This window comes from Enterovibrio litoreus, from assembly GCF_045679545.1.
In the GTDB taxonomy this organism is placed as follows: Bacteria; Pseudomonadota; Gammaproteobacteria; order Enterobacterales; family Vibrionaceae; genus Enterovibrio.
In genome coordinates this window covers 330,703-351,612 of the sequence record NZ_CP166195.1, presented here as the reverse complement: position 1 = coordinate 351,612, position 20,910 = coordinate 330,703, and the positions used below count along the sequence as shown (strand labels likewise).

The following is a 20,910-nucleotide window of genomic DNA, read 5'->3' as shown; positions in this document are numbered from 1 at the left end:
TGATCAAATATGTATCAACTATGCAGTTGAGGGAAAAATGAGTAAAGTCTCATTTTTGAAAAGAAAAATTACAAAAATGAGACTTTACTTAGTTTTTTAGGTGCTGTTTGTGTGAATTTATTGAGTGAATATCTTGGAGTATAAGTAGCGAATTAATCATGTGGTAGCAGATATGCATTCATGAAAATATAGATAAAGTCAAGCAAACGTAAGGCCATTGTTTGTAAAGGTAACAACTTGATTTCGTTTTATCGCTTCCTGCGCCGCTAAACCCATTACCACGGCTTTTAAGCCATCTTCCATCGTGACTTCTACCTCTTGTTCGCCCCAAATAGCACGTTGAAATCTTTGATGCTGATAGAAAGTCGAGCCATTGTGATCGCCCGCTTCAAGCAGGGCAGAGTCAACGGGCACATCCATGACTTTTGGCCCTTTTGGATCGCGTGGGCTGGAAATCACCTGCGGCACTGGCGCTTCGCCCAAGGTCTCTGTTGGCCAAAAACGACCGGGACCGGGAACAAGGCATTCGACTTTCCCTTTGTCGCCGACCACGCAAATCTCTTCTTGATACCGTGAACCTTCCGCAAACATACAAAGTTCTAAGCTGGCGCGGGTGTGGTTATCGAATTCGATGGTCACCATGGCATTGTCGATAATGTCTGGCGTTTTCCCTTCATATTGCTCGTCTCGATGATTCACGGCCTGATTACCAGACGCAAACACGCGCACGGGATTGGCGTTCGCCATCAGGCGCATTAAATCGAAAAAGTGGCAGCATTTTTCGACTAAAGTGCCGCCTGTTTTGTGGTTAAAGCGGTTCCAATCATCGATTTTATGTAAGAAAGGAAAGCGGTGCTCTCGAATGGAAAACAAGTGGCGCTGCCCGATTTCACCGCCGTGAATCAATGAAAGCAATAAGGTGATGGGCGGCATGTAGCGATATTCCATCGCGACCCAAATGGGCGCAGGGTAATTGGCGGCGGCTTCAACGAGTTTTTTCACATCATCAATGTGCGTACAGATGGGTTTTTCAATCAAAATGGGCAAGGTACAGCGGCTCATAATGCCAAGCAGTTGCTCCGCATGTTGAAAGTTAGGTGTCACGACAACGAGCGCATCCACATCGTTTCCTTCAAGCAAGGCATCCAGATCCGATACCGCACGTGCACTGGGTACGAGCGCTTGGGCTTTTTTGAGCATGTCAGGGTTTGGCTCGGCAAGCACAGTGATCTCAGCATGATCAAGTAACTGAATATTGCGGATGTGTTCTTGTCCCATCATGCCGCAACCAAGAATGCCGTAACGGATTGGATGTCGTTTTGTCATTTTGCCTTACCTTCCTTGTACTGTTAATCCATGTGATGGCGTAGTCTCGAGCGGTATGGGGTCATGTCCAGCGCGCGGCATAGCGCACTTTTTCTGGGTCATACCAAGTGAATGAGACTTCATCGATACGATCATGGTTTGACCAACTTAACCTTTCTATGTAGCCGCAAGCGCTGCCAATGTCAGGCGCGAAATCTGCGTGTTTCCAGTCCGGTACGTGACCGACGGTGATGCTGTCTTGCACGCGTGAAATCCAAAACCCGAGCTTGTCGCGGTAATATACGTAGAGCGATTCCACCACTTCTTCGGGGGTGACGTGCTCAATGTGGCGACCATCAATCCAAATTTCTTCCATAGCAGCAGGTTGCTGATCCAATTTTCTAAGCCGTCTGAAGCGCCATAAAGGGGCATTAGACGGTAGCCCCAACAATGAAGCGACGTGGGTATTGCTGAGTCGTTCAACGTTCAAGATATCGGCATTCGGAAGTCCGCCACCGCTTTGCAGTTCAAGGCGGAAGAAGTGATACACCGCGCTGTTATCGGGTGTGGTTTTTACATAGGTGCCTGAACCTTGTTTACGTTCCAACAGCCCGTTGTTTTCAAGCTCGGTCAGCGCTTTTCTTAACGTGCCTACGGCGACGCCGAGTTTCTTAGCGAGTTCGGCTTCTGTCGGTAAGCGTTCACCTGGCAGCCAATACCCAGCAGAGATTTCCCTGCGTAACAATTCACTGATTTGAATGAACAGGGGTAATCGGGTTGATTCACTCATTTCTTATATTCTCAAAAAAAATAATCGTTTTAATTCTAAATAGTTAGAGGCGGATTATCTGTGAAAGATACGAGATCTTGATTTAATTCATTCATCATTGATTTACTTTTCTTGGTTATCTTATAGCATTTATTAACAAATCATTCACTATTCATTTTCATTTGAAGTGTGTGAATAGTTAGCCAAGAAAAACGGTTTAAGGTCTCAGGATCAGGAGAATAGCGATGAGTGTAGTGCCCATCACAAGTGCAGGATTGGATGCCTCAGAGGTTTCGTGGTTTGCGCCCTTGTGCAGTGATGATTATCGATATCTGGGTGTACCAGAAGGACGCCTGCGTAGTAGTTGGGAAAACACCCGCGATATCGTGTTGATGGCGGAGCAGCAGGGCTTTCGCAACATTTTATGTCCGTCATCTTATCAAGTAGGCCAAGACACCCTGACGTTTGCATCGGCCATGGCGCCGTTGACGGATCGCATCAACATGCTGGCAGCCATTCGTTGTGGCGAAGTGCATCCCGCTATGTTGGCGCGCACGGTGGCAACCCTTGATCACATCATGAAAGGGCGCTTAACCCTGAATGTGATTTCTTCTGATTTCCCTGGTGAGAAAGCCGACAGTGCTTTTCGATATCGTCGCTCGAAAGAAGTGGTCGATATTTTGCGTCAAGCGTGGACACAAGATGAGATTCGCTATGACGGTGAGGTTTACAAACTGAGTGAAATATCTACCGACCCTGTGCGCCCGTATCAACAAAACGGCGGGCCATTACTGTATTTCGGGGGCTACTCACCCGATGCACTCGAGCTTTGTGGCTCTGAATGCGATGTGTATTTGATGTGGCCAGAAACCGAAGACATGCTCGAAAAGCGAATGCGCGCGGTGAACGATGTCGCTCAACGACACAATAGAACCTTGGACTATGGTCTGCGGGTTCACATGGTGGTGCGTGATACTGAAGCGGAAGCCAGAGAGTATGCTGAATCGCTGGTATCAAAATTAGATGATGAATTTGGTCGTTCGATTCGAGACCGTGCGCTAGACGCAAAAAGCCTCGGTGTGGCGCTGCAGTCAGAGCAACGTGATCACGCGGATCAATTTGGTTTTACGGAGCCAAACTTGTGGACAGGTGTTGGCCGTGCCCGCTCGGGGTGTGGTGCTGCGCTGGTGGGCAGTGTCGATCAAGTATTAAGCAAAATAGAGCGCTATCAAAAGATGGGGATCCGATCGTTTATCTTCTCGGGTTACCCGCACAAAGACGAATGTGAAATTGTTGGGCAGAAAATCCTGCCAGAATTGAAAACGTGCGCATTGCCTGATGAATATGGGCGAGTACCTGCAACCACGCCAGCAACACCGTTGGGTGTAGGAGAGCGAAAATGAAATACAGTGAACTTCATCCAAGCCTGTCTGCGTTTAGTCGCATTGTGTATGGCGCGTGGCGATTGGCCGATGACAGCGACACCTCTGAAGCGCATGTTCGCGCCAAAGTGGATGCCTGTTTAGAACAGGGTATCACCACCTTTGATCACGCCGATATTTATGGGGACTACGCCTGTGAAGCGGTGTTTGGGCAGGTGCTGGCAGCAAAACCTTCACTGCGAGATCAAATCCAACTAGTGAGTAAATGCGACATCATGCTGCTCTCTGAGCGTTATCCTCAGCGTCGCGTGAAGCACTACGACACCTCGGCGGCACATATTCGCCAATCGGTGACCCAATCGCTGAAAAACCTCAACACAGACTATCTGGATCTCGTGCTGATACATCGCCCAGATCCCTTCATGGATCATATCGAAACAGGGCAAGCGCTTGACGCTTTGGTTAACGAAGGCTTAGTGAAAGGCGTGGGCGTGTCGAACTTTCAGCGTTGGGATTGGGATTTACTGCAATCGGGTATGAGCCACCCTTTGGTGACTAACCAGATTGAAATGAACCTGCTGAGACGAAACAGCTTTACCGACGGTACGCTGGCGTTCATGCAGCAATATGGCGTGACGCCGATGGCGTGGTCGCCCCTTGCTGGCGGCGAATTGTTTGGTCATGGGGAAGCCGCGTTACGCGTCAGGCCCTTGTTAGAAAGAGAAGCGGAGCGATTTGGTGTTGGCATTGATGCAGTGGCAACCGCATGGTTACTGGCACACCCTGCGGGCATTTTGCCGGTGTTGGGTACGAATAATCTGTCGCGCATTCGCACCGCCAGCGATGCATTGAACGTGTCGATAGACAGAGAAACATGGTTTGAATTGTGGACGGCAGCCGCCGGGGAGGAAGTTGCATGAGTCGTGAACTGAGAAACGCACTCTCTTGTTTTGCAACGGGCGTGACTGTGATTACAGCACGACATGATGATCAAGACTTTGGGTTGACGTGTTCGTCGTTTAATTCGGTCTCGCTCGACCCTGCGATTGTGCTTTGGAGCATCAATCGAACCTCGACATCTAAGAGCCCGATACTCGAATCAGGTGGGTACACGGTGAGCGTGTTGGCTGTTGAGCATTCCGAACTTGCCATGAAGTTTTGCCGTGACAGCCACGATGAACGTTTCAATGGTGTCGCTATTGAGCGTGCGCCCAGCGGTCGCGCCATCATCGAAGGTGCGGTGGCGTGGTTTGACTGTGATTTGAATGGCGTTATTGCGGCGGGTGATCACGATATTTTACTGGGTAAAGTCACCGAGTTTAGTTCGCAGCAAGACAGTGCAGGTTTGGTATTTGAACGCAGCCGATTTGGGCGGGTTGGAGAAGTGGCGTAATGACAGTGTTGACGGCGTTTGTAACAGCACTGGAAAAGCTGAATGACAAATTAGACAAGATTGGCGCGTCGATTGCGTGGGTGCTGGTGGCCTTAATGGTGTCTAGCATTCTGCTGCAAGTGGTGTGTCGGTATGTCTTCAATTCAGCACTACCTTGGCCAGAAGAAGTGGCCAGAGCGCTAATGATCTGGATGATGGCATTGGTAGCAGGGCAGGCCTATCGCAAAGGTATGTTTGTGTCGATTGACATGCTCTACAACTATGTGCCGTTTTCTGTGGCGCGCGCGATAAAAATCATTCTGTTAGTGCTGGCTTTCGCTGTGCTTGTTCAGTTGTGTGTGGTTGCGATTGAGTTCTTTGATCGAGGTTTCCGCACGCGAGCGGCTTCCTTCCCACTAAAACGCGCATGGATATACCTCGCCATGCCCGTGTGCTTTGGCACCATGTTGCTGGCCAATATAGAAATGCTGCTTAAAGCGTTCATGGATAACAAAGAAAATGCCATCACTGCGCAAGCAGAGAAAGGATGAGCAGCAGGGACTGATTTACCTAAGGATGTGGTTGTAGATGTTGATCTTCTTTTTACCTCTGTTTTTATTGCTTCTTCTGATTGGCATGCCAGTGTTTTTTGCACTGCTCGCCGCGCCCGGCATCATGTTGTACGCAGAAGGCATGGATCGTGATATCCCGTTGTTGTTTCGCAATATTTACAACGGCATTGATTCGTTCCCCCTCATGGCAATTCCCTTCTTTATGCTCGCTGGCGAGGTGATGAACCGAGGCGGTATCACCATGAGCCTCGTGAATTTTTCGCAATCATTCATTGGCCATGTGCGCGGAGGACTGGCGCATGTCAACGTCATGTCGAGCATGTTGTTTGCGGGTCTGTCTGGTTCGGCAGTAGCAGACACCTCTGCCATTGGTTCCATGATGATCCCCGCGATGGAAAAGAACGGCTATTCGCGTAAATTCGCGGCGGCGATTACGGCAGCGTCTTCGGTGATCGGCCCCATTATTCCGCCATCCGGCATCATGATCATCTACGCCTATACCATGGAAATTTCGGTGGCGGCCTTGTTCGCAGCAGGGGTGATACCTGGACTGATGATTGGTGGTGGCCTGATGTTGTTGATCGCCTTGATGGCGAAGCGTCAAAACCTGCCCATAGCCAGTGAAAAGGCCACATGGAAGCAGCGCGGTACAGCCACCAAAGCGGCGTTCTGGCCACTGCTTACGCCAGTGATCATCTTGGGCGGTATCCTCGGCGGTATTTTCACCCCAACAGAAGCGTCTGCTGTTGCCGTGCTATATACCTTGGTGGTTGGCATGTTCGTGCTTCGCACTATCAGTTGGAAAGACATTCCTGACATTTTCACCCGAAGCGCGAAATCATCAGCGGTTATTTTGTTGTTGGTTGGTTCGGCGTTGGCCTTCAAAACCGTGGTTTCGCTCTCTCATGCCGCAGAAGCCATGGCGGCATGGACGCTAAGTATCAGTGAAAACCCACTGATCCTCCTTTTTCTTATCAATATTCTGCTTTTTATTGTTGGCATGTTCCTCGATGCAGGGCCAGCCATCATTATTTTGGGGCCTATTCTGGCACCGGTTTTTGTCAGTTTAGGCATCGACCCTGTGCATTTTGCCATCATCATGAGTGTCAATCTCACGGTGGGTTTGGCGACGCCGCCGATGGGGTTGGTGCTGTTTGTCGCGTCGAGTGTTTCTGGCGTCAAAGTCGAAACCTTGTCCCGCGCCATCTTGCCGTTTTTGGCGGTTGAGGTGGCGGTGATTTTCCTCATTACGTTTTTCCCGTCTCTTTCCATGACGATCCCACGATGGTTGGGGTTGGCTTAGGGATTACGGGTAGTGAGCAAGCGAGAACGTGAGTTCTTACCTTAACAAGTGCAGCGAAAGCTGATGATCACGGAAGTGAAAGGTGAAGTATGAATAAAACAGTAAATCAGGTGCGTAATGCATTAAAGGGAAGTGCACTGGCGCTGTTCGCGGGGTTAATGACCACCACGGTGTTGTCTTTGCCAGCGATGGCTGCCGACTTCAACCTTCGTGCCGTCGCAAACTCAAACGAAAACGATGAAGACTATGATGGCTTAGTGGTATTCAAAGATTTTGTGGAGGCGCACTCTAACGGCAAGATCAAAGTTGACCTGTACATAGGTACGCAGCTTTGTGGCAACGGTACTGAGTGTATCCAAGCCGTCGAAGATGGCTCGGTTGATATCTACATATCCACATCAGGTGGCGCTGCCAACATGTTCCCGTACATTCAAGTATTGGATTTGCCCTACCTGTTACCGGATGACCGCACCGCAGAAGTGGTATTGCAAGGCGACTTCGTGCGTGAATTGCGCAAAGCCATCTTGGCTGACACTGACGACAAATTACGTTTGATGGCCATTGGTAACACAGGCGGTTGGCGTAACTTTGCCAACACTAAACGCACGGTGAAACAGCCAAGTGATTTGGAAGGGTTGAAGATCCGCACCGTGGTGGCTGATTTACCGCAAGAGCTGGTTAAATCACTGGGCGCCAGCCCAACACCGATCCCTTGGCCTGAGCTGTATACGTCGTTTCAAACGGGCGTAGTGGAAGGCTCGAAAAACGGCATTACTGACATCATGGGCATGAAGTTCCCAGAAGCAGGACTGAAATATGTCACTTTGGATGGCCATGCCTATATGTCGGCGCTTTGGTACATGAACAACGAGACCTTCTTGGATATGCCTGTTGAGTTGCGCAAGGTGATCGTTGATGGCTTCCGTGCGCTACAGCAAGCGACATTTGCCTCACCGAAACGCAAGTCCATTGCCGCGTATGAGGCCTTCAAAAAAGCAGGCGGCACGCTTTATGTGCCAACGCCAGCAGAGAAAGCTAAATTTCAGGAAGCCGCCGCACCTGTCTATATCTGGTTCCAAGAGAACGTCAAAGACGGCAAGAAGTGGTTTGATTTGCTTCAGATGGAATCAGGCAAAGCGCAGAAGCAAATTGCTGACGCGGATAAAGCCGACCTTTCTTAGTGTTTATAATCTGAATACTTAAATGAAAATCAGCCCAGAAGGGCTGATTTTTTGTCGCCAATATGGCTACTCTCGTCGATGCAGTTATTGAACCAAGATAGTTAGCTAATCACCCCAATGAAATAGGGAATGATCAGGGCATTGGCTAAATCAATAAAGAATGCGCAGACCAGAGGCACAATGATGAAAGCTTGATGCGAATTGCCGTACTTTTGTGCCACGGCTGACATGTTTGCCATTGCCGTTGGTGTAGAGCCGAGCGATATGCCACCAAACCCGGCACAAACCACCGCAGCATCGTAGGTTTTGCCCATTAGAGGGAAGACAACAAATACCGCAATACACACCGCAATGACGAATTGAACCGCCAAAATAATGAAGAGCGGACCTGCTAAATCTACCAAAGCCCACAACTGCATGCTCATGAGCGACATCGATAGAAAAGCGCCTAGTGCCATGTCAGCAATCAATGCGACAGCGGGTTGACGTGATGGCCAGCGAGTACCGGTTAAACGAGGGTAAGAAGACGGAATTAGGTTCGAAATTAAGATACCTGCAAACAAGCAACTAACAAACAGGGGAAGATCCAAACCGAGCCCAGATATCACTTCGTTGAGCACTGCGCCCAAAATAATACAGAGATGGATGGCGAGCATCGCATCTAAAAAATCATAAGACGTGATACGCGTTTCTTTGGAATCTTGGCTCGTGCCTACATCTACTTTTTCGCCCTCATTGGCTTTCAAGTTGTGTTTGTTGATGAGGAATTTTGCGATGGGCCCCCCCATCAGACTGGCAAGAATGAGTCCGAAGGTCGCGCAAGCAATACCGACTTCCATTGCGGTATTGAGGTCGAAGGATTCCCCAATTTTTGGTGCCCATGCGATGGCAGTGCCGTGACCGCCAATGAGAGATACTGACCCACTCAGCAAACCAAATGCTGCAGGCTGATCAAGGGCCAGTGCAAGGCCTATTCCCGCTATATTTTGGATGAACATATAGCCAATGGTGATGCTCAACAAAATGATCAGGGGTTTGCCGCCTTTGACGAGATCTTTCAAGCTGGCATTAATACCAATGGTGGTAAAGAAGTAAACGAGAAGCAGGTCGCGTGCAGCGAGATCAAAAGAGATATCAACCTGAAATGCATAGTGAACAGCTGCAAACAGAAGTGAAACGAGAATGCCGCCGGAAACGGGTTCTGGAATGCTGAACTCTTTTAGCCAGTAACTCATTTGAGTCAATCGCCGGCCTAAAAAAAGAACGATGATACCGAGTGTAACGGCGAGAAATGATTCGATGTGCAAGACACCGTCAACGAAGTTCATGACAATCCTTTTCATAATTAAGCATCGGATTGCGCATCATAACGATGTTTGACACTCGCTATTTTGTCAGCAGGTTAGAGTGTGAAATGGCTCGCGGATATGCGCTAAATAATCAATTTAGAATCAGCGGCTTGAGCAGGGTGCATTCCTTTGATTGATTGCATAGTCAAAAGAACGCAGATGTCTGTTTGGTGCAATAACAGCGGAGCAATACACGGCTATTTTTCCTGCTGACAAACAAACGCGTTGAGCGCCGAGACGGCTCGAATAATGTGAACTGATGAGTATTCGATTTCTCTTTGAGCTCAGTGGCAAGGTGCTCACATTGAGGGCACAATTTGAACACCTTGTAACGTTGCCTAGCGCTTCAATCTTGATTTCAATTCAGCTTCTTTTCGATTTGCCCAATTCAAGATTTTTTCGGCATACAAGGTGAAAATACCGACAGCAAACAAGCTTAAGATTGCTATCCAAGATACCCATTGGAACCACGTTGGCGTGTCGGGGTCGATGATGCCGTCGATAACAGTGAACCAAATCATGAAACTTATTGCTCTAAAAAACATGGTGATACTCTTTGTGCCGGGTCAGTATCTCCAGCGTACACTTAGGTACGAATTTCCAAAGTTTTAGCCAGAGCCAGGTTGCGATGAGCGCAGTTCGATGGCATAGATTCGGTGAAAGGCGTTCGACGAACCTGTTGTGATATGAAGGTTAACGCGTGAGTGTCATAAACGGGGAAGCGAAAAAGCACGGATGACAAACCCATCGGTGCTTTTGTGTTTTTGCTGAAGTGTTATTGTTTCTTTGAAGGTTCGGACTGTTCAGTTCGGCCTTAAAGAAAATTGCTATTGGTAGCGTCTTGCCACATGACGTCGCATTCTTCTTTGGCGGCGGCTGTTAATAGCTCTATCAAGGGAATGGCGCGATTCCCCATGCTGACAGGAGATTCGATGAAGTTTTCTTCCTCGTCATCTTCTAGCGGGTCTGGCTTTGGCTGATTCTTCTCCGCTTCTATTGCGCTTTTTAACTGTGCCAGTGCAGCGGGAATATCTTCAGCGAGAATCGCGCCCGGCACGGTTTCGCTGTGTCCCATCATCTTCAACATCTGTAGACCCACATCGCCAAACATAGTGATATCTGCGTAGGCCTTACAGCTAAATCTAATCAGCATATTGGTGATCCTGTGTTTTATGTTCTTAAGGGAAATTCACTTAGCCAGTATGCCTTCCGGCAAGTAACATGGCACAAACTCTTGGCGTGTTCTTTAACCATAATTCACCCTAACACAATGTGATATCTCGACTTTGAGCAAATGTGACATCTTGTTATGGAGTGACAAACTTTGAACGGGAATGCGGGAAAGATGCGCTTTGCGTTGGACGAAAAGCCGACACGAGTCGGCTTTTTTATCTAATGCGTTGTTTAATCGACGAAGGTTTCTTGTCTTCTTATCACTGTGCTGCGCGTTGTGCAGCCACATGGGTGGCAATGGCATCCATTAAGCCGGGGGACAAGCAATCGTAGGGCTCAAGGCCTAGCTCTTTCAAACGTTCACGGATGGGGGGCATTTGTTCTGGTGGCGTGCCGGTTTCAATAATGGATGAAACAAACGCAGCAAACTCAGGCGCTGACCAGCCTTCTGAATCTGATAATTCAGTGTGAATGAAATCTAACCCATAAAATGGGTGATTGGTGTTTTCTATGCGCCCGAACATGTGAACACCGCAATCACGGCAGGCATGGCGCTGAATAGCTGCGCTTGTATCGACGATATCGAGCTTGTCGCCACCTTGTTCAACGGCCAGATTGTCTTTGGAAACAACGGCGACTTGAGAAAACAGTGCACCTTGAGGCTTCCAACACTTCGAACAACCACACACATGGTTATACGCCGTTTGTGCGGTAACGTTCACCACAACGGGGTTGGTCGCGCATTTGCAGGTTAGTTTGCCGCCAGCGAATCCGGCAACATCAGAGTGTTTTACACCGCTATCAACGGCGGGATGGATAGTAATAGTCATAGGGAACACCTTAGCAATGAGATTTCGAACTCCGTTCCACATCATTTGACCTCCTGTTTTATGAAGATCCCCTCTCTTTGCGTGCCCTACGGCGTTGAGTTTGCTCGTTGGAATGAACAATGACTCGGCGGTTTTACCTATGCATGTGTTTTACTTTTGCACGAGGGCGTGTGCCCGCAAAGAGTACCGCTTTGATCCTAGTTATTCTTACGGGCGGTGAATATGCGTCGTTTTGCAAAACTCTGTTGTGAAAACGCATCGAGTCTCAGTTGGATCTTCATTTTCGTCAGGGAGTGCAGCGTGTTTTGGCGGTATGAAATGGGTTGGATTGATTGGGCGCACTAAGAATGTAGATTGTTTGCAAGAAAAAGCGCTCGACCAATGCAGGACGAGCGCTTTGAACGCGAGGTGATACTGAATCAGCTAAAACCTCAAAGGGGATGGTTTTTTAGTTCACATCAAAACGGTCGTTGTTCATCACCTTGGTCCAAGCGACGACAAAATCATCAACAAACTTCTGTTGAGCATCGTCTGAAGCGTAGAATTCCGCAACGGAACGTAACTCCGCGTTAGAACCAAAGATCAGATCAACCGGTGTTGCCGTCCATTTTTTATCGCCAGATGCACGGTCATAACCCACGTAGATACTCTTATCTTCCTCTGAAGGAGACCATTTGGTGGACATATCAAGCAGGTTCACGAAGAAATCGTTGCTTAACGTTCCCGGTTTTGCTGTGAGCACACCATTGGATGAGCCATCACTGTTGGCATTGAGCGTTCGCATACCACCCACCAAGGCCGCCATTTCCGGCACAGTTAACGTGAGCAGATCTGCGCGTTCAACCAGCATTTCAGCAGGTGAGCGGTAGTTCCTAGACGCGTCATAATAGTTGCGGAAACCGTCTGCAGTGGGTTCAAGCACAGCAAAGGAGTTAACATCTGTCATGTCTTGAGTGGCATCCATACGACCGGGTGTGAAAGGCACATCGGCAGTATAGCCAGCATCTTTTGCGGCTTTTTCGACGGCGGCATTACCGCCAAGAATAATGACATCCGCCAAGGAGACCTTGGTATCACCGGCTTTTTTGTTGAATTTTTGGTGAACCGAAGTGAGTGTCTTCAACACCTTTTGTAGCTCTTTGGGGTCGTTCACGGGCCAGTCTTTTTGAGGGGCTAACGCCACGCGTGCGCCATTGGCACCACCACGCATGTCAGTGCCGCGATAACTCGCTGCAGATGCCCATGCCGTTCGGATAAGCTCAGGAACGGTCAGGCCTGATGCCAAAATGCTCGCTTTAATTGCATCAGCTTGCTTATCGGAGATCAGTGGGTGATCAACCTGAGGGATCGGGTCTTGCCAAATCAAAATTTCTTCTGGAATTTCAGAGCCAATATAACGAGCGCGCGGGCCTAAATCGCGATGGTTCAGCTTGAACCAAGCTCTTGCAAATGCCTGTTCGAACTGTTCAGGGTTAGCGCGAAAACGCTCTGCAATGGCTCGGAACTGCGGATCTTCTTTCACGGCAAGATCCGTGGTGAACATGATGGGTGCGTGACGTTTGTTAGGATCGTGCGCGTCAGGAACCAGTTGGGCGGCGGCTTCAATATCGGGTATCCACTGCTTGGCACCCGCAGGGCTCTCGGTTAACACCCAGTTGAAGTTAAACAAATTGTCGAGATAAGCGGTTGTCCATTGGGTGGGTGTCGACGTCCATGCGCCTTCTAAGCCGCTGGTCACTGCATCACCGGCTTTACCTGTGCCACAAGTGTTTTTCCAACCAAAACCTTGATCTTCGATGGGGGCGCCAGCAGGCGCATCACCGACGCAATCTTCGGGCTTATGTGCGCCATGTGCTTTACCAAAGGTATGCCCGCCGGCGATAAGTGCGACGATTTCTTCGTCATTCATTGCCATTCTACCGAAAGAGTGGCGAATATCTTTGGCGGCTGCGATCGGGTCTGGAACACCACCCGGGCCTTCAGGGTTAACATAGATTAAGCCCATTTGAACTGCGGCGAGGCCTTCTTTCAAATTACCTTTTTCATCACGTCGCTCATCAGCTAGCATCTCTTCTTCTGGGCCCCAATAAACCAGATCGGGCTCCCAGTCGTCTTGACGTCCGCCAGCAAAACCGAAGGTTTTAAAGCCCATAGATTCCATGGCCACATTGCCTGTCAATGCCATCAGATCGCCCCAAGAGAGACTCGAGCCGTATTTCTGTTTAATGGGCCATAGCAGGCGTCGTGCTTTGTCCAGATTACCGTTATCCGGCCAACTGTTGAGTGGGTCGAAACGTTGTTGTCCACCACCGGCTCCGCCTCTGCCATCACCCACGCGGTAAGTCCCTGCAGCGTGCCATGCCATACGAATGAAGAAGGGCCCATAGTGGCCATAATCCGCGGGCCACCAATCTTGCGACGTAACAAGCACTTCGCTAATGTCTTTTTTGACTGCATTCAAGTCGAGCGTTTCGAATGCTTCTGCGTAATCGAAACCATCACCCATTGGATTCGATTCCTGACTATGGTCGCGAAGCGGTGCAAGGTTGAGTTGGTCTGGCCACCAAAATTGATTAGATTTCGGTTCGCTTTGTGACAGTGCGGGGGCAGTCACTAACACGCTTGATAATGCGATGGACAGTAATGTACGTTTTAACATGGTTGTCTCCTTTTTCATGTGTACTCAATGCGTATAATTCGCCATGGGCTTTAAAATATTTTTTTGTTGAGAATGATGTTTGTTTTTTGATTGGGGTTTTGGTTTGAATTCTCTTTCGTGATTATTGGTGTTGTTCAAGTTTAAAAGGTGAATACTTAACGCTTAAATCAGGCGTTAAATATTTACTTATAAATTAAAGAACGCACTTGCTTCACTAGGGCTTTGCATGGTGTTTCATGCTTTTCAAAATCAAGACAGAACGTTATGTTCTTTTAAGTGCATGATTTTACTTGCCGAAGTGGAGCGCGGCGTGCTGAGCCTGACTTTTGATTTCAGATGAAATTGTCCAATTTATTCTCCATGCTGAAATTATAGGTATTAAATGGTGAGTATATATAAGGGAATATTTCGATTGCTCCAATAGAAAAATCAAATGACTAGCATGTGACTTTTTACCTATGGTGTATTAACGCATTAATATTCTTGATTTTTATTTATCATTAGAGGTTGCTAATTTGGTTTTTTGGTTGACTTTCTCGGCGGAAAATTAATTCTTTTCTAATTAACTTGATACTTATTTTTGTTATGAAACAATTTGTATTTTCTTGTTTGTTAGATTTCTTGCTAATTATGGAAAAGTGAATGTGGGGCGTTCTAAAATAACAAAGTGTTTCGCGAAAATTGTTTACATCAAAGAGGGAGGGCTTCTTAACCATGCTGTGGCTTTGCCAACACATTTTTCGTTAATTTCCTGATAAGATGCAAAAAAAAGCTTTTAAAACAATGTTAAGGAGTGAATCGTGTTTATCTTCACGGTTGATGATGAGGTGTCACTCGCACTTGTTCAGCCTTCATTCGCTAAGGATTATTATCGAATTGTTTGCCAAGAACGCGCATACCTGTCTACTTGGTTAGCGTGGCCACCTCATGCAAACGAAGAGGCGTTTTTTGAACGCTTTATCCAAGGTGCGCTGCACGATTACGCGGATGGAAAATCGCTGACCTGTGCGATTGTTTATCAAGAGCGTGTTGTCGGGAACGTCAGTTTCAATACTATCTGCCATCAATTGAAAAAGGTCGAGATCGGTTATTGGTTAAGTGAAAGCTATCAAGGAAAAGGCATTGCCTCTCGCAGTGTGTCAGCCATGATCAAAATGGCTTTCGAAGATCTTGGAATGGAAAAAGTACAAATTGCAGTGGCAACCGAGAACCAGCCGAGTCGACGTTTGTGTGAACGACTCGGTTTTCGGTTGGAGGGCGAGATCAGCAATGCGGAAAACTTAAATGGACGTATCATTGACCATGCTATTTATGGCTTAAAGGTAACGCGCTAAGGAGCAATGATGAAGTCGTTAGAGGAATGGTTTGAGGAATACAGCGACAGTCACCAGAACCCTACTAACCAGAAGATTCACAAAGTGGCTGTGCCCGGCATCTTCTTTTCAGTGGCAGGGCTTTTATGGCTGATACCGTCATTTTCGATTTTCGGCTATAGCATTGCTCCGTACTTTCTGATTTTGGCGATGGTGCTCGGGTTTTACTTTTCTTTGTCGTTCAGAGCGTTTGTGGTGATGGCTGTCTTTTCAGGATTCTGCACCATGGTGTTGCTGGAACTTCAAGGTATCGGTGCCAACATTCTTATCATCTCAGTCGTGATGTTCCTTGTGCTATGGGTGTTGCAGTTTATTGGGCACCACATAGAAGGCAAGAAACCCTCCTTCTTTAAAGATGTTCAATTTTTGTTGATTGGGCCAGCATGGGTGTTTCATTTTATCTTGCCGCTGACCACAGACGACAGCACGAAATAGCGCCGTCGAGTGGGGACATCGAATTGTCATTCAAGCCTACAAGTTGAAAAACACGCTCTAATATCATCACTCAAATAAAAACGGCGCTCCCATGAGCGCCGTTTTTACTGGTGTGGTGCCGGTTTCATTTATGCTCCGATCACACCACCATCTTTACGAGTAATTCGCATTACTGTTGACCTTGGAATGGAATCACCGCCTTCAGGAAAATGTGAAGGTGCAAGCTCCTCTCCAGGGTGCTGTATGCCCACGAACATGGTTTTGTAGTCTGGAGAAAATGTGAGGCCGGTGATTTCACATGCGATGGGGCCAGTTAAAAATCGGCGGATCTCGCCTGTATTTGGGTCGGCACATAGCATTTGGTTATTACCCATGCCTGCAAAGTTACCTTCGTTAGAATATTTTCCGTCGGTAAGAATCCACATGCGTCCACTGGCATCAAATCCGAGACCATCGGGGCTGTTAAACATATTGTCTTTGTTAATATTTGCAGAGCCGGCCATTAGCCCTTCATTGACCTCTGGGTTGCCTGCCATCACAAAGATATCCCATGTGAAATCAGACGCGGTATGATCGCCGCCCTTCGGTTCCCAACGGATGATATGGCCGTACGGGTTCTTCTCGCGTGGATTGGCTACGTTCACCGGCTGGTTTTCTTTCACACCACGATTTTTGTTGTTCGTGAGGGTACAGAATACGTGCTTGTTGTCTGGGTGAACCGCAACCCACTCTGGGCGGTCCATGGTCGTCGCGCCCACTTGAGTTGCTGCTTGGCGAGCAAAGATCATGACCTCTGCTTGGCTGTTAAAGCCATTTTCTGGCGTTAGACCATTCTTTCCGAACGTTAGCTCTATCCATTCACCCGTGCCTTTCATCTCACCTTCTTTACCATCGAATTTCGATACGTAAAGGGTGCCTTCTTCCAGCAAATCTCGGTTTGAAGCGTGCGTGCCTGGTTTGTATTTATTCTTAGAGACGAACTTGTACAGGTGCTCACCACGTTCGTCATCGCCAAGGTAGACGACGACATGACCGTCATCATTGATCAGCATGGCGGCATTTTCATGTTTGAAGCGACCAAGCGCAGAACGTTTCTTCGGTGTTGAGTTCGGGTCCATTGGGTCGATTTCTACTACCCAACCAAAACGATGCGGTTCATTGGGGTTTTTGCCAACGTCGAATCGCTCGTCGTGTTTCCACCAGTCATATCCCCAGTCTTTGTTGCTAACGCCATATCGCTTATACGTGTCGCCTAACTCAACGTCTTCAGCCGTGGCAAAATAGCCGTTGAAGTTTTCTTCACATGTTAGGTATGTGCCCCAAGGCGTTTGACCGTTTGCGCAGTTGTTATACGTGCCTAATATCTTCTTACCTGTTGGATCGGCTTTGGTCTTCAGTAAATCATTGCCTGCAGCTGGCCCCGTCATTTCCATTGGCGTGTAGGCGGTGAGTTTGCGGTTTAGACGACCTTCGCGGTTAACCTGCCATTTTCCATCTTTTTTAACTAATTCAACAATGGATACTGCATGGGCGGCTTGAGACTTGCGCACATCGTCCGCAGAAATATTTTTTCCCTGATGCGGGTAAAGGTATTCGTTGTTGGTGTATTCGTTATTTGCAACCAATACTGCTCGGGTGTCAGATATTGGGAATAGGGTCATGCCATCGGTGTTGTCACCGTATTGCATTTCCTGTGCTTTGGAATCGTTAGATTGGCTAAAAGCAGGTGAGTCCACAAACAAAGGATCACCCCAAGAGATGAGCGGCTCTGCCACATATCCTTCAGGAACAATTACCGTGTCTGCGGTGGAAGCGGGAATCGCCTCAAAGCCTATCAGCTGATTTTTATCCATTGTCCCTGCAACCGCTTGTGCTACCGGGTTTGCGGCAAAGAAAGCTACAGAACCTGCTGCACCAGCGGTTCGAAGGAAATTGCGGCGATTCATCGCTGCATCGATAAATCGGTTAAATGCTGGTTCTGCGTCCAGCTCACGTTGATCGTTATGTTGGTTATATTCGCTCACGATAACTTCCTTTACGTGTGGTTTAACGGAAATGAAAACGTTCGGTTTAGGCTGCGAAGTGTGCGTAGGAAGTATTAAGTATTCGTGACCTATCAATGAACATAAGATGTCATTTCACAAATACTCGATTGGCATGGGGAAAAGTCTACGAGTCAAAATGCAAAAAGTTGCATTCTTATATGCCGCTCACCCTTGTACAATGCAATGCATAAAACATTCAAATTACGCATTGCTCTAAGCCTTAACATATTAAGTGTGGTGCAATTAATACAGTGAGCGTGGAACATTTTGGAGACGAACAAATGAACAGATATTTGGGAGGGGTATTTTTCTTGGCATTCATCGCAACACCAGCACTAGCAAATATGCCTAAAGGTGATTCTCAAAAAGGGGCGTTAAAAGCCTATACCTGTCAGTTTTGTCATGGCGAGACGGGTGTTAGCCCTCGTGACGACTATCCGAATATGAATGGTCAAAACGCACAGTATCTATATGATTCAATGACAGCATATAAAAAAGGCGATCGTGGCGGTGCAATGGGTAAATTAATGCAACAGCAAATGTCTGTGCTCAACGAGCAGGATATGGCGGACATAGCGGAATATTATGCTAAGCAAGCTACGCAATAGGATAACTGTTTGCGGGGGCGCCGTGTCACTGGTAATGTGCGAGCAAACATCCCAAGAGGAAGAATAAATGGCGACAATTTGGGTTGATGCCGATGCGTGTCCAACGGTGATCAAAGATGTCCTTTATCGCGCCGCAGACCGCACACAGACAGAACTTGTGTTGGTGGCGAATCAGGGTTTACGTACACCCCCGTCTCGTTTTATTCGAAGCATTCAAGTCGAGAAGGGCTTTGATGTCGCAGATGATGAAATTGTAAAACGCGTCGTAGCAGGCGATCTGGTGGTGACTGCGGACATTCCATTGGCATCAGAAGTGATTGAAAAAAAAGCACTCGCGCTAAATCCGCGTGGTGAGCTTTATACGGTTGAAAACATTCGTCAGCGTCTTAATATGCGTGACTTTATGGACACTATGCGTTCCAGCGGTGTTCAAATGGGAGGGCCGCCAACGTTGAACCAACAAGATCGTCAGCGCTTTGCCAATGAATTGGATAAATTTTTGCAACGAAGCAAAGCGTCGAAATAACTGCTATCGAGAACAAAAAAAGGAGCGATGATTCGCTCCTTTTTCTTTTTTACACTTAACTATTTCATATCGAACTAGTTCATAACGAATTAGTTATAGATTCTGCTCCAACAACCATTAGAACAATCTACATTTTTATTCCAATGAAGTTGAGCGCGGTGCCCGGTTTTAATATTGTAAGTCTGACCGTTAGAGCCTCTTAGGCGCGCCCATGCAATATCCCCAGAGTAGTAGTAACGCTCGTGGTTTGCATGTTGTTCATAGTATTGACCACCGCTATTGATAGAAATACTGCGAAGATGTGAGCCAGTTTGATAGAACTCAAGGGTGGTTCCCGGTGGAATCGTACCGCCGATGTTTGCATGAACGCCTCGAATCCATTGATCCTTCGTGAACAAGTTGCCACCACGGCTACCGTGCCATGCTACGCCGCTGTTTTGTGCAGCTTGAGTCAGAAGAGTATGCACATCTGGGTCATTATCAATAATGGTGACATTGGCGGAGCTTACATCACTCTTATCATCATTCACCCACGCTTGCATAGTGAAGTATTCGCTGTTTTCGTGTGTTGAGTCATTCACGGTTGGCACGGCAATACGAACGGATGTAACGCCTTGTGGCAACGCAATTTCAGTCAACGTTGATGAAAGAGTTGCTGACCCTGTGGTGTTGTCAGAGAACAACAGGGCGACGGTGTTTCGATAATCGCTGTTTAGCACCGCACTGCCATTTTTCAATGCGACACGCACTTTAGTGTTGGCATCGCCCGTTGCTTTGTCGAAGCTAACAGTAAAGTAAGCCGTAGATCCTTCACTCACTGAGTTGGACGCCAATGTAATGCCGGTCACTTCCGGTTTCAAATCGCTACCGAATACGGTTTTTTCATAGCACGTGTGGTCTTCTGATGTCACTGTCGCCATGGCGCTGATGCGGCTTGGGAACAAACCAACGCGCACTTTTTCACCCGTAGAAGGCTTGATGCGATACAAGATATTACTGTTAACGTTACCTGAAACGTTTTGGTTTTTTGCGGCTACCAACATCTGACCATTTTGATCTAAAGTTGCTGCGGCAACAAAATCGATGAAGTGGAAGCCTTTAAGTGTTTGCGCGCCGGTAGAAGTGTCAATCGAAAATGTACGGCCATTGGTCACAAACAGTAATTCACCGTCTTGGAAGACAAAGTCACCCCAGTTAGTGAAGCCACCAATTTTCAGGTTGTTATCAAAGTTACCAATCGGGGTGATATCACCGGTAATTGGGTCAACTTGAAAAATGGTTTGTGCGTCAGAGGCAAAGAGCTCGCCACTGTCAGGGTCAAATGCCATACGAAGGATTTGTTTCTTTACTGTTGGGCCAGCAACATGCTCTCCCGTCGCAGGGTCCATATACGCCAATTGATAGGCGTTGATGGTTTTCGCGTGCAAATCAAGATTTTTAAACTCTTCCGCAGAAACATCGTCCTCAGGGCCTTGAACATGGTAAGACGTTGGCTGAGGCGCGCTGGCGTAATAGAGACGATCAGTCACACGGTCATAAGACATACTTGGCGAGCTAAACATCGCACGAGAATGGTATTCTTCGCGCTCACTGGCATCGGTATACATGGCTGCCATTTCTTTCGCTTCTTGCAAATCAAGAAGCAAACCAACATGCCCTCGCCCAGCGTTCATGGAATATACGTTGCCTGCACAATTTGCAAAAGCTTGGGCAGAGGTGATTGCTCCGGCAAGAATTGCAGTCGTAAGCAATGTCTTCTTCATCATCTTCATTATTCGTCCCTGTCATCCATTATTTGTTTTGTAGGCAAACCCATCATCCCAGCCCTGCGTATTTACCTGTTTAAAACTTGTGCGAGTCGATGTTAATTTTGGGTTTGTACTGTGTTGCTGCGCTGACGACACGTTAGCGATGAAAAGAGATTATGGAAAAGAGGACTGTTTTTCTTTCTTAATGTTGAGACGTTTGGTTTTTTAATGGTTTTTAAGTAGAAGCCCATAAGACTATCGGAGTCTCTCATTAATAAAG

19 protein-coding genes are annotated in these 20,910 nt (G+C 47.6%); 10 read left to right on the top strand and 9 right to left on the bottom strand.

Annotated features, from left to right (window positions below):
• Positions 1–198: 198 nt before the first annotated feature.
• Entirely contained in the window at positions 199–1,326 is a 1,128-nt protein-coding gene (locus tag AB8599_RS17215; RefSeq protein WP_407334129.1) for a Gfo/Idh/MocA family protein, read from the bottom strand.
• A gap of 61 nt (positions 1,327–1,387) precedes the next feature.
• Positions 1,388–2,095: a GntR family transcriptional regulator gene (locus AB8599_RS17210; RefSeq protein WP_394209048.1), complete on the bottom strand. Its 708-nt coding sequence runs from the start codon at positions 2,093–2,095 to the stop codon at positions 1,388–1,390.
• Between the two features lie 224 nt (positions 2,096–2,319).
• Here AB8599_RS17210 and AB8599_RS17205 point away from each other — a divergent pair, with 224 nt between their 5' ends.
• The 6 genes from AB8599_RS17205 to dctP all read left to right on the top strand — a co-directional run bounded on the left by AB8599_RS17205 (position 2,320) and on the right by dctP (position 7,884).
• Complete coding sequence (locus tag AB8599_RS17205; RefSeq protein ID WP_407334128.1) at positions 2,320–3,477, top strand: LLM class flavin-dependent oxidoreductase; 1,158 nt, start codon at positions 2,320–2,322, stop codon at positions 3,475–3,477.
• A complete protein-coding gene (locus AB8599_RS17200; RefSeq protein WP_407334127.1) occupies positions 3,474–4,376 on the top strand; it encodes an aldo/keto reductase family oxidoreductase in 903 nt (300 codons plus the stop codon). Before AB8599_RS17205 ends, AB8599_RS17200 begins: the two co-directional genes overlap by 4 nt.
• Positions 4,373–4,849 (top strand): flavin reductase family protein, encoded by a 477-nt coding sequence (locus tag AB8599_RS17195; RefSeq protein WP_016958338.1) that lies wholly within the window; start codon positions 4,373–4,375, stop codon positions 4,847–4,849. Before AB8599_RS17200 ends, AB8599_RS17195 begins: the two co-directional genes overlap by 4 nt.
• Positions 4,849–5,379: a TRAP transporter small permease gene (locus tag AB8599_RS17190; protein WP_407334126.1), complete on the top strand. Its 531-nt coding sequence runs from the start codon at positions 4,849–4,851 to the stop codon at positions 5,377–5,379. Before AB8599_RS17195 ends, AB8599_RS17190 begins: the two co-directional genes overlap by 1 nt.
• A gap of 37 nt (positions 5,380–5,416) precedes the next feature.
• A complete protein-coding gene (locus tag AB8599_RS17185; protein ID WP_407334125.1) occupies positions 5,417–6,703 on the top strand; it encodes a TRAP transporter large permease in 1,287 nt (428 codons plus the stop codon).
• A gap of 89 nt (positions 6,704–6,792) precedes the next feature.
• A complete protein-coding gene (gene dctP, locus AB8599_RS17180; RefSeq protein ID WP_407334124.1) occupies positions 6,793–7,884 on the top strand; it encodes a TRAP transporter substrate-binding protein DctP in 1,092 nt (363 codons plus the stop codon).
• A 101-nt stretch (positions 7,885–7,985) separates the two neighbouring features.
• Here the strand turns inward: dctP and gltS are convergent, their stop codons facing one another.
• From gltS to katG, 5 genes are all read right to left on the bottom strand, one after another.
• Positions 7,986–9,212, bottom strand: coding sequence for a sodium/glutamate symporter (gltS, locus tag AB8599_RS17175; RefSeq protein WP_407334123.1), 1,227 nt, complete (start codon positions 9,210–9,212; stop codon positions 7,986–7,988).
• 359 nt (positions 9,213–9,571) lie between these two features.
• Positions 9,572–9,754, bottom strand: a complete 183-nt coding sequence (locus tag AB8599_RS17170; RefSeq protein ID WP_407334122.1) for a hypothetical protein — start codon at positions 9,752–9,754, stop codon at positions 9,572–9,574.
• A 293-nt stretch (positions 9,755–10,047) separates the two neighbouring features.
• A complete protein-coding gene (locus AB8599_RS17165; RefSeq protein ID WP_407334121.1) occupies positions 10,048–10,386 on the bottom strand; it encodes a DUF1840 domain-containing protein in 339 nt (112 codons plus the stop codon).
• Positions 10,387–10,666: 280 nt separating this feature from the next.
• On the bottom strand, positions 10,667–11,281 hold the full coding sequence (gfa, locus tag AB8599_RS17160; RefSeq protein ID WP_407334120.1) for an S-(hydroxymethyl)glutathione synthase: 615 nt from the start codon (positions 11,279–11,281) through the stop codon (positions 10,667–10,669).
• Positions 11,282–11,684: 403 nt separating this feature from the next.
• Positions 11,685–13,895, bottom strand: a complete 2,211-nt coding sequence (gene katG / locus AB8599_RS17155) for a catalase/peroxidase HPI (RefSeq protein WP_407334119.1) — start codon at positions 13,893–13,895, stop codon at positions 11,685–11,687.
• Between the two features lie 800 nt (positions 13,896–14,695).
• Between katG and AB8599_RS17150 the strand changes: the two genes are divergently transcribed.
• Together AB8599_RS17150 and AB8599_RS17145 are read left to right on the top strand one after the other, a co-directional pair.
• Positions 14,696–15,229, top strand: coding sequence for a GNAT family N-acetyltransferase (locus AB8599_RS17150; RefSeq protein WP_407334118.1), 534 nt, complete (start codon positions 14,696–14,698; stop codon positions 15,227–15,229).
• 9 nt (positions 15,230–15,238) lie between these two features.
• A complete protein-coding gene (locus AB8599_RS17145) occupies positions 15,239–15,703 on the top strand; it encodes a DUF962 domain-containing protein (protein ID WP_407334117.1) in 465 nt (154 codons plus the stop codon).
• Positions 15,704–15,831: 128 nt separating this feature from the next.
• On the opposite strand, the gene AB8599_RS17140 is transcribed toward AB8599_RS17145, so the two are convergent.
• Complete coding sequence (locus tag AB8599_RS17140) at positions 15,832–17,649, bottom strand: PhoX family protein (RefSeq protein ID WP_407334418.1); 1,818 nt, start codon at positions 17,647–17,649, stop codon at positions 15,832–15,834.
• Positions 17,650–18,029: 380 nt separating this feature from the next.
• Between AB8599_RS17140 and AB8599_RS17135 the strand changes: the two genes are divergently transcribed.
• Positions 18,030–18,356: a c-type cytochrome gene (locus tag AB8599_RS17135; protein ID WP_407334116.1), complete on the top strand. Its 327-nt coding sequence runs from the start codon at positions 18,030–18,032 to the stop codon at positions 18,354–18,356.
• A 67-nt stretch (positions 18,357–18,423) separates the two neighbouring features.
• On the top strand, positions 18,424–18,882 hold the full coding sequence (locus AB8599_RS17130) for a YaiI/YqxD family protein (protein ID WP_407334115.1): 459 nt from the start codon (positions 18,424–18,426) through the stop codon (positions 18,880–18,882).
• An 89-nt stretch (positions 18,883–18,971) separates the two neighbouring features.
• Here the strand turns inward: AB8599_RS17130 and AB8599_RS17125 are convergent, their stop codons facing one another.
• Positions 18,972–20,648, bottom strand: a complete 1,677-nt coding sequence (locus AB8599_RS17125; RefSeq protein WP_407334417.1) for a hypothetical protein — start codon at positions 20,646–20,648, stop codon at positions 18,972–18,974.
• Positions 20,649–20,910: the final 262 nt, after the last annotated feature.